The following is a 14,864-nucleotide window of genomic DNA, read 5'->3' on the forward strand; positions in this document are numbered from 1 at the left end:
ACACCCATGAGCCACCCCACCCCGCCCAAGGGCAGCCTGCCCGGCCAGCGCGGCATCCAGCACTTCGGCCTGACCGTGCCCAACCTCGAGGAAGCGGTGAGCTTCTTCTGCGAGGTGCTCGGCTGCGAGCCGTTCTTCGAACTCGGCACCTTCGCCTTCGACGATGACTGGATGCACGAGCACCTCAACGTCAATCCGCGTGCGGTGATCCGCAACTTCCAGATGCTGCGCTGCGGCAATGGCACCAATCTCGAGGTGTTCGAGTATTCGGCACCGGACCAGGCCGACACGCCACCGAAGAACAGCGACATCGGCGGCCACCACCTGGCGTTCTACGTGGACGACATGGACGCCGCGGTGGCCTTCCTCAGGGAACGCGGCATCCGCGTCCTCGGCGAGCCCTCGACCTTCACCGAGGGGCCAGGCAAGGGCCTGACCTGGGTGTATTTCCTCGCCCCCTGGGGCCTGCAGCTGGAGCTGGTCAGTTTTCCCGACGGCATGGCCTACGAACAGGGCCGCAATCGCCTGCTCTGGGACCCGCGCCACCCGGCGCGCTGAACGGGGGCGACCAGCCGAGCGCATGCCGCAGCCTGGCCCTAATGCTGGCCAGGGCCAATAACCCGACAAGAAATAACTAGAACAGCGACATCAGCGCACAGCTTGTATGCGCCGTTGTAAATCACAAGCGAATCAAGAAGAGCAGTTAACGCTTTAACGGCACTCGTCCGCTCAAGGCATACCTGCAACAAAAGCCAATAAAGGAATAACAATAATGAAACCTAAGAAATCATATCTAACGGCACAGCTTGTTATCGCAGCTTCGGTTTTATCAGCTACACCGCTGTACGCATCGGACCGGATGATTACCGACAAGGAATTGTCTGATGAATCAAACACCGCTGACTGGCTGGCTTATGGGCGAACACACTCCGAACAGCGGTTCAGCCCGCTGAAAGATATCAATGTAGACAATGTCAGCGGGCTGAAACCCGAATGGTACGCCCCTCTTCCGGATCGATCCGATATGGTCGGGACGCCCCTGGTCGTCGATGGCGTCATGTATTACGTGGGCGAAATGAACAGAACGCGCGCATTCGATGCCCGCACCGGCAAGAAGCTCTGGGAATACGATCCGCAGGTTTCCAAAGAAATTCTCGACAACAACATGAAGAAGGTCTTCTGGAAACATAGCCGCGGCCTTTCGACCTATGGCGACAAGTTGTTCATCGCCACCTGGGATGGCCGCCTGATCGCGATCAACCGAAAAGACGGCAAGGAAGTCTGGCAAACCCGCACCTTCGATCACGACCAGCCGTTGAATATCACCGGCCATCCCAAGGCCTTCGATGGCAAGGTATTTGTCGGTAACGGCGGAACGGAACTCGGCCCGATGCGCGGTTATGTAACTGCTTACGATGCCGAAACCGGCAAACAGATCTGGCGCTTCTATATCGTGCCCGGCAACCCTGCCGATGGGTTCGAGGACCCTGCTCAGGCAATGGCGGCCAAAACCTGGAGCGGCCGGTGGTGGGAAAACGGCGGCGGCGGCAATGCCTGGCACGGCTGGACATACGACGCCAAGTACAACCAGCTCATCTTTGGCACCGGCAACGGTGGCCCATGGAACATCAAGGTGCGTAGCCCGGAGGGCGGCGACAACCTGTTCCTGTGTTCGGTCGTGGCGGTAGATGCGGATACCGGCAAGTACAAATGGCACGTTCAGACGGCACCCGGCGATACCTGGGACTACAACTCGAACATGGACATCGTGCTGGCCGACCTGAAAATCGACGGCAAGGATGTTGACGCCGTATTGCATGCGCCGAAGAACGGCTTCTTCTACACAATCGACCGCTCGAACGGCAAGGTACTGTCGGCCGAGAAATTCGCCGACGCCAACTGGTCACCCCGCTACGACCTGAAAGAGCAACGCCATATTGTCGCCAAGGACGCCAGATACCCCGATGGCGAGAAGAATATCTACCCTTCGGCCTTCGGCGCTCACTCGTGGCACGCAATGTCCTATAACCCCGAGTTGAACCTTGCCTTTATCCCCACCAACCATCTGGGCAATACCTTCAAGGACGATGGCAAGAACACGAAGCCTGGCCACAAGATGGCGAGCCACAAACTCTATCTGGGCCTGACCGGATGGGAGTTGACCAAGGACCCGCATGAAACTCGCGGTTCGTTGCAGGCCTGGGACCCGGTCAAGAACGAGCGTGTGTGGCAAGTCAACCAGAAGAGCCCATGGGGTGGCGGCACCCTGACCACGGCCGGCAACCTGGTTTTCCAGGGTCAGCCTGACGGCCTGTTCAAGGCCTACGATGCGCGCACCGGCGACGAGCTCTGGTCCTACGACGTAGGCCTTGGCATCTCCGCGCCACCGATTACCTACAAGCTGGACGGCAAGCAGATGGTGTCCCTGCTGGTCGGCCCGGGTGGGGCGCTGGCCTCCAATTTCGGCGGCAACGGTGAGCTGGGTTTCGAAAGCCATGGCTGGAAATACGGTGTGCATGAACGCCGGATCATGACCTTCTCGCTCGACGGAAAAGCGGTCATCCCCAAACAGCCTGCACCGCAGCTGGCCAAGCCCATCATCGACGAGAACTTCAAGGTCGACGCCAAGAAAGCGGAAGCCGGCGCGGGTGCTTTTGCGGAAAACCTCTGTGTCGGCTGCCATGGCGCCGGCGCGGTCGCGGGGATGAAAGCGCCCGATCTGCGGGAGTCGCCAATCCTGCTCTCGGGCAACGAAAAAGCCTTTGAGCGTGTTGTGCGCGGTGGGGCGTTGCTCGCCAACGGCATGCCCAAGTTCCCGGATTTGACGGATGCCGAGCTGGAGAGCATTCGCCACTTCGTTCGCCGGCAAGCGCATGACGGCGTGAAGTCGGGCGGAGGGCACTAGTCCTTCAACGCCAAACCGACCACTTAGCCGGTAATACCGAGAAGCGGTCGAGTTTGGCTGAGCCCGAACCCAAGTGATGGAACGTGCCGGCGACAGCCTTCAATCACGACCGGTTCGGGCTTTCAACTCGGTGGAACCGCCAACGCAGCCACCGTTACCGAGCCACAGGTAATGCCCCATGAGCACAAGCGCTTGCGAATACCGTTCATGCCATAGGCCTTGCACCTGACGCTATTCGCGGCACTGCGCATCGTCACATCCGAAGGATCAGAACAATGACAACAAGCCTGCGCTTCGGCAGCGGCCTTCTCGCCGCCTGCCTGTTCACTTCTGCCCACGCGGCCGAATATTCACCCGACCAGTTCCTGTTCGGCGACTGGAACGGCAACCGCACCCGCCTGCATGAGGCCGGCGTCGACCTGCAGATCACCTACGTCAACGAGCTGGCCTGGAACACGCAGGGCGGCGATGACCACACCGGCACCTATGCCGACCAGGTGATGTTCGACGCCGCGCTGGACCTGGACAAACTGCTGGGCTGGGCCGGCGCCGGCTTTCATTTCACGGTAGTCAACCGCAACGGCGAGAACCTCAACGCCGAAGCCGACCTCGGCGTGCTGCTGCAGCCGCAGGAGATCTATGGCTATGGCAGCACCACCCGGCTGGTGCAGTTCTATTACCAGCAGGCGCTGCTCGACGACCGCCTGCTGATCAAGCTCGGCCGGCTGCCCATGAGCGGGGACATCTACCCCTTCGCCTGCCCGTTCCAGAACCTCGGCTTCTGCGGCACGGTGCCCGGCTACGTCACGCCCAACTGGTACACCTGGCCGATCAGCCAATGGGGCGCTACCGCGCGCTTCCAGCTGAACGAAGAATGGTCGTTGCAGACTGCGCTCTACCAGGTCAACCCGCGCTTCACCGAGCGCGAGCAGGGCCTGAATTTCGGCAGCCCCTCGGGCACCACCGGTTACCACGCGGTCGCCGAACTCGGCTGGACGCCAACCCTGGGCGGGCAACCCGGCGCCTATCGCCTGGGCCTGTGGCGCAACACCGGTGACTTCGAAGACCTCTACCGCGACGGTGCCGGCCGGCCCATGTCGCTATCCGGCGCCGCGGCCGCCGAACACGACCACGCCACGGGCGGCTACCTGATGGCCGAGCAGCAGGTCTGGCAGAGCGCGGCGCTGCCGGCGCGACGGTTGAAGCTGTTTGCCAACTTCATCCAGTCCGACCCGGACGTGACCTATATCGAGCGCATCTGGCAGGTTGGCGGCAGCCTCTCGGCCCCCTTCGCCTCGCGCCCGGATGACGAACTCGGCCTCGGCCTCGGCCGCCTGGAAATCAACGACGACGCCCGCAAGCGCCTGCGCGAACAGGGCGAGCCGGTGCCCGACGTGGAATACCCCGCCGAGCTCTACTACCGCGTGGCGCTGACACCTGCGGTTTCGCTGACGCCAAACGTCCAGTACTTCCACCGGCCGGGCGGTTTCGACGAGGCGGAAGACGTGGTGGTGTTCGGGCTGAAGACGGTGATCAGCTTCTGACCGGCGCATGAAGCGCGGCGACCGCGCAAAGCCGGTCGCCGCCTGCGCTTCGCTCAAGCCTTACTCCCCAGAGCTCCTCAATCTTCACCTTTGCGTACCCCCCCCGTGGGTGTGCCAAATCAGCGTGCTGCCGAATGAATATGGTCGTACCCGATCGATTGTCCCGATCGCCCGCAGCAAGACCAGCTGGCGTAGGGATTAACCGCAAGCAATTTGAAACCGGCGGGCGGGTCACCTCCTTTCACTGACTTGTTCCACTTGTTCTAACCGCGGCATCACCGACTGCGCCGCGTTGGGACGGTGTGACCCGGTGCGCACCATCGACGGGCGCCGAAGGGCTGGGAAGCCGCCTGATCAAGTGGTCAGCCGCAGGCCGAAATCCGTTCCCAAAACAGCAACATAGTTCCGATCCGCGGCGTTCTGGCACAGCCGGTGCACCTTCAAAAGCAGGCGTCATGCCCTGTTAGTACAAGTTGCTCAACCGCCAAGGTGAAGACAAATGGACAACCGGAATAGCCTGCTTGCGACCTCGTTACTCGGATCGGTACTGCTGTTCAGCGGCCCGCTGGCAGCGGAAACCATCCGCATCGGAATTGGCCATCAGAGCATGGTCACCAACACCGTTTCCGGCGGCATCGTGCTGGAGAAGCTCGACCTGCTGAACAAGCACCTGCCGCGAACCGGCAAGTATGCGGACGCCGACTACCGGATCGAGTTTCGCGACTACGACTCCGGCCCGCCGATCACCAACCAGATGCTCGCCGGCAAGCTCGACTTCGGTGTCATGGGCGACTACCCGCTGATCGTCAATGGCGCCAAGTTCCAGGCCACCGGCAAGCAGCAGACGCGCTTCATTGCCGTGACCGGCTACAACCTCAAGGGCACCGGCAACGGCATCGTGGTGCCCAAGGACTCACCCGTGCAGTCGCTTGCCGACCTCGCAGGCAAGAGCCTGTCCACGCCGGTCGGCAGTGCGGCCTGGGGCATGACCCTGAAGGTGCTGCGCGACGCAGGGCTGTCCGACAAGGTGACGCTGGTCAACCAGAGCCCACCGGTGGGCGCGGCGAACATTGCCGCCGGCAAGATCGACGCGCATGCCGACTTCTGCCCCTGGTCAGAGATCATGGAGTTCCGCGGCACCGCGCGGAAGATCTACGACGGCAGCGAGGCCGGCATCCCCACCTTCCACGGCATCGTGGTGCGCGACGACTTCGCCAAGCAGTACCCCGAGGTGGTCGAGGGCGTGCTCAAGGCCACCCTGGCCGCGCAGCAATGGATCAGCGACGACCCACGGCGCGCCGCGGAAAAGGTCGCCGAGTGGACCGGCGTGGAGAAGGAAGTGCTGTATCTGTATTTCAGCCAGGGCGGCATTTCGACCATGGAGGCGAGCATCAAGCCGCAGTGGGTCGAGGCGATGAAATACGACCACGCCCTGCTGCAGCAGGAAATGCAGATCCCCGATCTGGATTTCGCCGCCTGGATCGACGACAGCTACCTGAAGAAAGCCTACTCCGACATGGGCCTGGACTACGCCGCCGCGGTCGCCAGCGTGGTTAGCCCGGTCGCCCGCGCGCCAGGACGCAAACCGGCGGAGATCTGGTTCCAGGACCAGGGCATCGTCGCCTACGACAGCACCGCCGCCATGCTCGCTGCCGAAGCCAACGCCGAGGCGTCCGGCAACGCCATCAACGCCACCTACGTCTACGACAACCTCACCGGCCTGAAGCTGTTCGGCAAGGCGGCCTACCTGGTCAAGGACGCCAGCGGCGAGGTGCTGGCCTTCATGAAGAAAAGCGACTCGGAGCAGCACATCGCCCAGCACGGCGGCAGCGCCCTGCTGACCGATGCACCCGTGGCGATGCTGGACTGAGCCCCTGCGCGGCCCGTGCCACGGGCCCGCCTCAAGCCGAGGAGTGACCGCATGAGCGTCAAACCGACCCCCCTGTTCGATAGCGAACCGGCAACGCCAGAAGCCGACCGGCCGCTGCTCACCGCTGCGCCGGCTCCCCAGGCAGCGCCGGCTGCCACCGCTTCCGCGCCGCGTCGCCTGCCGCCGATGGCCGGGCGTTACCTGGTGCGCGTGCTGGCGCTGCTCGCAGCCGTGCTGATCTGGCACCTGGCGACCGCCACGGGCTTCAACCTGTTCATCAATTTCGAGAACGTGCCGGCACCGCTGCTGGTGGGCCAGACGCTGATCCAGCAGCTGGGCAGCAGCGAGTTCTACCTGCACATCGTCCACAGCCTGGAACGCATCGCGCTGGCCTATGCCTACGCCGTGGTGCTCGGCATCCTTTGCGGCGTGCTGATCGGCCGTTCGCGCTGGGCCGAGGACATCCTGCTGCCCTACATCGAGCTGTTCCGACCGATTCCGGCGGTGGCCTGGATTCCGCTGGCGATCCTGATGCTACCGACTGAGCAGTCGAGCATCGTCTTCATCACCTTTCTCGGCGCCTTCTTCCCCATTGTGCTGAACACCGTGCACGGCGTGGAGCAGACGCCGGACGTGCTGGTGCGTGCCGCCCGCAGCCTGGGCGCCAGCGATCGGGCGATCCTCTGGCACGTGGTGATTCCCGGTGCGATGCCAAGCATAGTCGCCGGCCTGGCGATCGGCATGGGCGTAGCCTGGTTCTCGCTGCTGGCCGGCGAAATCATCAGCGGCCAATACGGCATCGGCTACTTCACCTGGACCAGCTACACCCTGGTCAAGTACCCGGAAATCATCATCGGCATGCTCACCATCGGCGGGCTCGGCACGCTCTGCACGCTGCTCGTGCGCAAGGCCTGCGTGCCGCTGCTGCGCTGGCAGCAGCAGGGGGGCCGGTCATGAATGCGATCGTCTCCGACAACCGCCTCGCCGTGCTCGATCACAGCCGGCTGCGCGCCAAGGCCGCGGCCAAGGGCGACGGGCGCGGCCATGTGAGCGTGCGTGCGCTGTCCATCGAATTCGACCACGCCGGCGGCAAGCGCGCCGCGGTGCAACAGGCCAGCCTGGAGATTCGCCCCGGCGAGTTCGTCTGCCTGCTCGGCCCCTCGGGTTGCGGCAAGTCGACGCTGATGAACGCCATCGCCGGCTTCGTCAAACCCACCCGCGGCGAGCTGACCGTCGACGGTCAGCCCATCGCCGGACCCGGCCCGGACCGCGGCATGGTGTTCCAGCAGCACTCGCTGTTCCCCTGGAAGACGGTGCGCGAGAACGTCGCCTTCGGCCCGCTGATGGCCGGCGCCTCGCGTAATGAGGCCACCGGCGTGGCGCGCACCTTCCTTTCGCTGGTGGGGCTCGCCGCCTTCGAGGACGCCTACCCCGGCACCCTGTCCGGTGGCATGCAGCAGCGCGTCGGCATCGCCCGCGCGCTCGCCAACTACCCCAGCGTGCTGCTGATGGACGAGCCGTTCGGCGCACTGGACGCGCAGACCCGGATCATGATGCAGGAGAACCTGCTGGAGATCTGGCGCGAGTTCAGGAACACCGTGGTGTTCGTCACCCACGACATCGACGAGGCGGTGTTCCTCTCCGACCGCATCGTGGTGATGAGCGCCAGCCCCGGGCGGATCATCGCCGACATCCGCGTCGAGCTGCCGCGACCGCGCGAGCAGAGCCTGCTCACCGACCCTGCCTTCATCGACTACAAGCGCCAGTGCCTGGACCTGATCCGCCAGGAAACCCTGCGCGCCTTTCAGCAGCAGAACGGAGGCTGAGCCATGCATATCCGTCCTTTGCCTGCGCCCACGCCCGACATGACCTGTCATGACAGGCTGGAGCCACGCCCATGAGCCGCCTCGAACCGCTCGCCCCGGGTCAGTCGCCACTGCCGCTGTATGTGCAGATCCGCGACACCCTCAGACGCAAGATCCTCGAAGGCGACTATGCCGTGCATGAACGGCTGCCCTCGGAAAACGAGCTGATGACCGCCTTCGGCGTCAGCCGCATCACCATCCGCCAGGCGCTGCGCGACCTGCACAACGAAGGGTTGGTGTTCAGCGCCCAGGGCAAGGGCACCTACGTCAGCAAGCCCAAGGCGGTGCAGAACGTGCAGCGCCTGCAGGGCTTCGGCGAGGCCATGGCCGCCCAGGGCTACGAAGCGACCGCGCGGCTGCTGTCGATTCAGGAGCGCAAGCCACCCAAGCCGGCGGCTGCCGCGCTGAACCTCGCGCCCGGCGCGGATGTGGTCGAGGTCAAGCGCGTGCGCTTTCTCAACCGCGCCCCGGTGTGCCTGGAGCACAGCTACTTCCCCCTGGACATCGGCCAGCGCCTGTTCGGCCTGGACCTGTCCGGCGACATCTTCCCGCTGCTGGAGAACCGCTTCGGTATCGGCCTCGGCCATGCCGCCATCGGCCTCGACGCCACCCTGGCCGACGACGAACACCAGCCCTACCTCGGCCTCAAGGCCGGTGAACCCATCCTGCGCGTCGAGCGGCTGACCCATGACCGCAGCGGTCGGCCGATCGATTTCGAATACCTGTGCTACCGCGGCGACGCCTTCAAGTACCAGTTCCGGGTCGACCGGAAATAGAGGAGACCACCATGACCACGATTCACGACATTCCCGTCATCGAAACCGACGTGCTGGTGATCGGCGGTGGCACCGCCGGCCCGATGGCCGCCGTCACAGTCAAGGAGCAGGACCCGACGCTCAAGGTGCTGCTGCTGGAGAAGGCCAACGTCAAGCGCTCCGGGGCGATCTCCATGGGCATGGACGGCCTGAACAACGCGGTCGTGCCCGGCCACGCCACGCCCGAGCAGTACGTCAAGGAAATCACCATCGCCAACGACGGCATCGTTCACCAGCCGGCGCTGATGGCCTACGCCACGCGCTCGTTCTCGATGATCGAGCAGCTCGACGCCTGGGGCGTGCATTTCCAGAAGGACGAGACCGGCGACTACGACATGAAGAAGGTTCACCACCTCGGCACCTACGTGCTGCCGATGCCGGAGGGCCACAACGTCAAGAAGATCCTCTACCGCCGCCTGCGCCGGGTGCGCGTGGACATCGAGAACCGCTTCATCGCCACCCGCCTGCTGAAGGACCCGGACGGCAACATCGCCGGCATGATCGGGGTGAACACCCGCACCGCCGAGCCGATCATCATCCGTGCCAAAGCGGTGATCATGGCCACCGGTGCCGCAGGGCGCATCGGCCTGCCGAACTCGGGTTATCTCTTCGGCACCTACGAGAACCCGGCCAACTGCGGTGACGGCCACGCCATGGCCTACCACGCTGGTGCGGACCTGGCCAACCTCGAGTGCTTCCAGGTCAACCCGCTGCTCAAGGACTACAACGGCCCGGCCTGTGCCTATGTCACCGGCCCGCTCGGCGGCTTCACCGCCAACGCCTACGGCGAGCGCTTCATCGAGTGCGACTACTGGTCCGGGCAGATGATGCTGGAGTTCTTCAAGGAGCTCGAATCCGGCACCGGCCCGGTGTTCCTCAAGCTCGACCACCTGGCCGAGGAAACGATTCAAGAGATCGAGACCGTCCTGCACACCAACGAGCGGCCTTCACGCGGACGCTTTCACGAAGGCCGGCACATCGACTACCGCCAGCGCATGGTGGAAATGCACATCTCCGAGATCGGTTTCTGCTCGGGCCACTCGGCCTCCGGCGTGTGGACCGACGAGACCGGCGCGACCACCGTGCCCGGGCTGTTCTGCGCCGGCGACATGGCTTCGGTGCCACACAACTACATGCTCGGCGCCTTCGTTTACGGGCAGATCTGCGGCGAGAGCGCAGCGGCCTTCGTCAAGGACCGCGCCGAACCCCAGCTGGACGAAGCCTTCATCGCTGCCGAACTCGCCCGCATCCAGGCGCCGCTGAAAGTCACCGACGGCATCCCACCGGAGCAGATGGAATACAAGGTCCGCCGCCTGGTGAACGACTACCTGCAGCCGCCGAAAGTGACCAAGAAGATGGAGATCGGCCTGGAGCGCATCCTCGCCGTGCGCGAGGACGTCCCGCGGCTGGCCGCCGCCGATCCGCACGAACTGCTCCGTGCGCTGGAAGTGCAGTCGATCATTGACTGTGCCGAGATGGCCGCCCGCGCCTCGCTGTACCGCACCGAGTCGCGCTGGGGGCTGTACCACTACCGCGTCGACCACCCCGAGCAGAACAGCGCCGAGTGGTTCTGCCACACCCGCCTGTTCAAGGACGCTAACGGCCAGATGGCCCACGGCAAGCGACCCATCGCCGACTACATCGTGCCGCTCGGCGAAGAGAAGGACGCCTACAACCGCCTGCGCGTGAAGAAGGCCGCCAATGCCTGACCGTGGGGGCGAACTCGTTCGCCCAACACCTGATGCCATGGGCGAATGAATTCGCCCCTACAGGCCGGCAGCGAGCCGACCGTACCGAGGAGATCAACCATGCCCGTCGCCACCCACCGCTCCGCCGTCCCGGTCATCGTGGACGAAGAAAAATGCATCGCCGAAAAGGGTTGCCGTGTCTGCATCGACGTCTGCCCGCTGGACGTCCTGTGGATCAACCCGGACACCGGCAAGGCGCACATGAAGTACGACGAATGCTGGTACTGCATGCCCTGCGAGGCGGACTGCCCGACCGATGCGGTGACAGTGAACATTCCCTACCTGCTGCGCTGAGGGCCGACCAATGAAAACCTACGACGACCCACTGCTGCAGGACATCGCCACCAACCTGACCTCGAGCGACCCCGGCATCCGCCGCGTGGCCGTGCTCGAGCTGGTCGACAGCGGCGAACCGGAAGCCGCCGAGCTGCTGATCCTGGCGCTGAACGACCCGGACCCGTCGGTGCGCCAGGAGGCGGCCAAGGTGGTCGACGAGTTCGACGCCGCCGACATCGCCGACGCCCTGATCGCCGCCCTGCAGGACAGCGACGAGGTGGTGCGCAACGCCGCCGCCCACGCGCTGGCGGACCTAAAGGACCCCGCCGTCGCGTTGCCGCTGCTCGAAGCGTTGGCCGGCAGCGACGATCCCTTCGTCGTCGCCGGCATCCTCCGTGCGCTAAAGCCGCTGCGCCATCCACAGGCGCAGGCGCCGGCCCTGGTGCGGATGCAGCACGCCGACCCGGGCGTGCGCCGCGAAGCGGTGGCGGTGATCGGCTGGCTCAAGCAGCCGGCCAATCTGCCGGCGCTGATCGAGCGGGCGCAGCACGACGACGACGCCGACGTCCGCCGCGCCGCCACCGGCGCGCTGGTCTATGCCGCGCCCGAACAGGTCGGCCCGGCGCTGATCGGCATCCTGCGCGACGAACACTGGCAGGTGCGCGTCGAGGCCGCGGTGAGCATCGGCAAGCTCGACTACCAGGCCGCACTGCAGCCCCTGGTCGAGGCCACGCACGACAGTTTCTGGCAGGTCCGGGAAAAGGCCGTCGATGCGCTCGGCAAGCTCGGTGCGGTGGGTGCGATCCCGGCGCTCGGCGTCTGCGCCCGCGACCCGATGAGCAACCTGCGCAAGGCCGCCATCGGCGCGCTGGGCGCCATCGCACACAACGATGGCCGCCCCTTCGTCGAACTGGCCATGGACGACCCCGACCCGGACGTGCGCAAGCTGGCGCGCTGGGCCATGTCCAAGCTCGACGCCGCGGCCTGATGGACCCACGCCGCAACGCCGCAGCCCGGGCCGCGCACCGACTGCCCCCTCTCCCCGCCGGGGAGAGGGCTGGGGTGAGGGGCCGCTACCACAAAGGAGCCAACGTCATGACCTACGTCGTTACCGAGAACTGCATCCGCTGCAAATACACCGACTGCGTGGAAGTCTGCCCGGCCGACTGTTTTCACGAAGGCCCGAACTTTCTCGTCATCAACCCCGAGACCTGCATCGACTGCAGCCTCTGCGCGCCGGAATGCCCGGCCGATGCGATCTTCGCGGACAACGCCTTGCCCGAAGGCCAACAGCACTTTCTCGAACTCAACGCCGAGCTGGCCGAAGTCTGGCCGGTGATCACCCAGAGCGCCTCGCCGCTGGCCGAGGCCGAAACCTGGGTGGACCAGGGCGGCAAGCTGGCCTTTCTGGAGCGCTGAAGCATGCCCCAACTTGTCATGACGAGTGGGTTGCGCCACGGCGTACTGGCCCTGGTCACGGTCAGTGCCGCCGCGCTCGGCAGCGCCCGCCCGGTGGACACGCCGGAACGTTTCGTGCGAAGCCCGGAAGCACCCACGCTGCTCGTCAGCGGTGGCCCGGCGCCCATGCCGCGCGGCTTCGTCATGCCGTTCATTCGCTAGAGGCCGCTGGCCCGGAGAGATTCATGAACGCCTTCACCGCCTCGAATCACGACGCCAACCCCCACATCGCACAGCCCCAGCGGCTGATCGACCCACCCCTCGAGATCCGCCTGCGCAAGGCGCAGCGCGTGCTGGAACTGACCTGGCCGGATGGCGCGCAGAGCCGCATCAGCTGCCTGACGCTGCGGCGGGCCTGCGCCTGCTCCAATTGCCAGCGCCTCCAGCAGACCGGCGCGCTGACGCTGATCGACGCCGAGGTCGGCGTGAACCGCCTGGAACTGTCCGGCATCAGCGGTCTGCAGTTGTATTTCAGCGACGGTCATTTCCGCGGCCTGTACCCCTGGGCCTACCTGCGTGACCTCGGCGCCCTCAGCGCCCCCGGCGACTCGAGAGGCGATCCGGCATGAATGCCCGGCTCGAGGCGCTCGCCCCGCCCGTCGCGCTGTGCCGCAAGCACTACCCAGGCCTGGCCCTGTGTTCAGTGCTGGCACTGGCCGGCAGCTTTCTCGCCGATCACTACGGCGCGCCCGCTCTGCTGATGGTGTTGCTGCTCGGCCTGGGTTTCGCCAGCCAGGGCAGCGAGGCACGCATGCAACCGGGCGTGGCGTTGTGCAGCCGGCAACTGCTGCGCATCGGCGTGGCGCTGCTAGGTGCGCGCATCGGCGTCGCACAGCTGGAAGCGGTCGGTGCGCGACCTTTATTGCTGGTGCTCGTCACGGTGCCGCTGGTGCTCGGCCTGGCGCTGCTGTTCGGCCGGCTGCTGCGGCTGCCGACCCTGCACAGCCTGGTGGCGGGCGCGGCTGTGGCGATCTGCGGCGTGTCGGCGGCGATTGCCGTGGCGGCGGTGATCCCGGCCGGGCGCCTGGAAGAGCGCCGGCTGCTCGCCGTGGTGGTCGGCGTGACAGCCCTCGGTACGCTGTCGATGCTGCTCTACCCGCCGCTGACCGGCCTGCTCGGGCTGGATGCGCTCGACAGCGGCCTGCTGCTCGGCGCCAGCATCCATGACGTCGCCCAGGCGGCCGGTGCCGGATACCTCGTATCGGATACCGCCGGCGACGTCGCGACCCTGACCAAGCTGCTGCGCGTCGCCCTGCTCGCGCCGCTGGTGCTGGTGCTCGGCCTGCTGCTGCGTCGGCAGGAGCCGGGCAGCCCGGACTTCCCGCTGTTCCTGCTCGGCTTTCTCGGTCTGTTCGCGCTGAACAGCCTCGGCTGGCTGCCGGCCGCGCTGCGCGAGGCGCTGGTCGCCGGCTCGCAGGCCTGCCTGCTGCTGACCATGGCCGCGCTCGGCATGCGCACCCGAGTCGGCGAACTGTTTGCCCAGGGCTGGCAGCCCTTCGCCCACCTGGCCCTGCTCAGCGTCGCGCTGTTACTGGCGACGAGCCTGCTGCTGACCCTGTTCTGATCGACTCAAACCACGAGAGAGGAAGGCCCCATGTCTGCACTCGGCACCGAAAGCGTTCTATCCGTGCATCACTGGAACGACACCCTGTTCAGCTTTCGCACCACCCGCGATCCGGCGCTGCGCTTCGAGAATGGCCACTTCGTGATGATCGGCCTGGAAGTCGACAGCAAGCCGCTGATGCGCGCCTACAGCATCGTCAGCGCCAACCACGACGAGCACCTGGAATTCCTCAGCATCAAGGTGCCAGACGGCCCGCTGACCTCGCGCCTGCAACACCTGAAGGTCGGTGACTCGCTCATCGTCAGCCGCAAGCCGGTCGGCACCCTGGTGATGCATGACCTCAGGCCCGGCAAGCACCTCTACCTGCTCGGCACCGGCACGGGACTGGCGCCGTTCATGAGCATTGTTCGCGATCCGGAAGCCTACGAGCGTTTCGACAAGATCGTGCTCGTGCACGGGGTGCGCGAGGTCAGCGAGCTGGCCTACCACGACTACCTCACCCAGGAACTGCCGGCGCACGAATTCCTTGGCGAAGCGGTGCGGGCCAAGCTGCTCTATTACCCAACAGTGACCCGCGAGGCGTTCCGCCACACCGGCCGCATCAATGCGCTGATCGAGACCGGCAAGCTCACCGACGATCTCGGCCTGCCGCGGCTGAACCCCGAGAGCGACCGCGTGATGCTCTGTGGCAGCCCGGCGATGCTCGACACCCTCACCAGCCAGCTCGAAGCCCTGGGCTTCCAGGCCTCGCCCAGTCAGGGCGTACCGGGTGATTACGTCATCGAGCGGGCGTTCGTTGAAAAGTAAGCGCATCTGGAA

General features: G+C 65.4%; 15 protein-coding genes. All 15 read left to right on the forward strand.

The window, feature by feature from the left end:
• Positions 1–6 precede the first annotated feature (6 nt).
• The 15 genes from CL52_RS14000 (at position 7) to CL52_RS14070 (ending at position 14,852) form a co-directional block, all read left to right on the forward strand.
• Entirely contained in the window at positions 7–558 is a 552-nt protein-coding gene (locus CL52_RS14000; RefSeq protein WP_043221374.1) for a VOC family protein, read from the forward strand.
• 214 nt (positions 559–772) lie between these two features.
• Complete coding sequence (locus tag CL52_RS14005; RefSeq protein WP_043221375.1) at positions 773–2,905, forward strand: PQQ-dependent dehydrogenase, methanol/ethanol family; 2,133 nt, start codon at positions 773–775, stop codon at positions 2,903–2,905.
• Between the two features lie 275 nt (positions 2,906–3,180).
• Positions 3,181–4,449: a carbohydrate porin gene (locus tag CL52_RS14010; RefSeq protein ID WP_043221376.1), complete on the forward strand. Its 1,269-nt coding sequence runs from the start codon at positions 3,181–3,183 to the stop codon at positions 4,447–4,449.
• 499 nt (positions 4,450–4,948) lie between these two features.
• A complete protein-coding gene (locus CL52_RS14015; RefSeq protein WP_043221377.1) occupies positions 4,949–6,319 on the forward strand; it encodes an ABC transporter substrate-binding protein in 1,371 nt (456 codons plus the stop codon).
• Positions 6,320–6,370: 51 nt separating this feature from the next.
• Positions 6,371–7,276: an ABC transporter permease gene (locus tag CL52_RS14020; protein WP_082041991.1), complete on the forward strand. Its 906-nt coding sequence runs from the start codon at positions 6,371–6,373 to the stop codon at positions 7,274–7,276.
• Positions 7,273–8,145: an ABC transporter ATP-binding protein gene (locus tag CL52_RS14025; protein ID WP_082041992.1), complete on the forward strand. Its 873-nt coding sequence runs from the start codon at positions 7,273–7,275 to the stop codon at positions 8,143–8,145. Before CL52_RS14020 ends, CL52_RS14025 begins: the two co-directional genes overlap by 4 nt.
• 71 nt (positions 8,146–8,216) lie before the next feature.
• On the forward strand, positions 8,217–8,960 hold the full coding sequence (locus tag CL52_RS14030) for a GntR family transcriptional regulator (RefSeq protein WP_003301428.1): 744 nt from the start codon (positions 8,217–8,219) through the stop codon (positions 8,958–8,960).
• An 11-nt stretch (positions 8,961–8,971) separates the two neighbouring features.
• Positions 8,972–10,708, forward strand: coding sequence for a fumarate reductase/succinate dehydrogenase flavoprotein subunit (locus CL52_RS14035; protein WP_014597288.1), 1,737 nt, complete (start codon positions 8,972–8,974; stop codon positions 10,706–10,708).
• Positions 10,709–10,807: 99 nt separating this feature from the next.
• Complete coding sequence (locus CL52_RS14040) at positions 10,808–11,041, forward strand: 4Fe-4S dicluster domain-containing protein (RefSeq protein ID WP_014597289.1); 234 nt, start codon at positions 10,808–10,810, stop codon at positions 11,039–11,041.
• Between the two features lie 10 nt (positions 11,042–11,051).
• Positions 11,052–12,011: a HEAT repeat domain-containing protein gene (locus tag CL52_RS14045; RefSeq protein WP_043221378.1), complete on the forward strand. Its 960-nt coding sequence runs from the start codon at positions 11,052–11,054 to the stop codon at positions 12,009–12,011.
• 107 nt (positions 12,012–12,118) lie between these two features.
• Positions 12,119–12,442 (forward strand): ferredoxin FdxA, encoded by a 324-nt coding sequence (gene fdxA / locus CL52_RS14050; RefSeq protein ID WP_041014673.1) that lies wholly within the window; start codon positions 12,119–12,121, stop codon positions 12,440–12,442.
• Between the two features lie 3 nt (positions 12,443–12,445).
• On the forward strand, positions 12,446–12,643 hold the full coding sequence (locus CL52_RS14055) for a hypothetical protein (RefSeq protein WP_043221379.1): 198 nt from the start codon (positions 12,446–12,448) through the stop codon (positions 12,641–12,643).
• Positions 12,644–12,666: 23 nt separating this feature from the next.
• Positions 12,667–13,050 (forward strand): DUF971 domain-containing protein, encoded by a 384-nt coding sequence (locus CL52_RS14060; RefSeq protein ID WP_043221380.1) that lies wholly within the window; start codon positions 12,667–12,669, stop codon positions 13,048–13,050.
• Positions 13,047–14,045 carry a YeiH family protein gene (locus tag CL52_RS14065; protein WP_043221381.1) on the forward strand — a complete coding sequence of 333 codons (999 nt, stop codon included), beginning with the start codon at positions 13,047–13,049 and terminating at the stop codon, positions 14,043–14,045. The genes CL52_RS14060 and CL52_RS14065 overlap by 4 nt, the downstream gene beginning before the upstream one ends.
• Before the next feature lie 30 nt (positions 14,046–14,075).
• A complete protein-coding gene (locus CL52_RS14070) occupies positions 14,076–14,852 on the forward strand; it encodes a ferredoxin--NADP reductase (RefSeq protein WP_043221382.1) in 777 nt (258 codons plus the stop codon).
• The last annotated feature ends 12 nt before the right edge of the window (positions 14,853–14,864 follow it).

It is taken from the genome of Stutzerimonas balearica DSM 6083 (assembly GCF_000818015.1).
Classification (GTDB): Bacteria; Pseudomonadota; Gammaproteobacteria; order Pseudomonadales; family Pseudomonadaceae; genus Stutzerimonas; species Stutzerimonas balearica.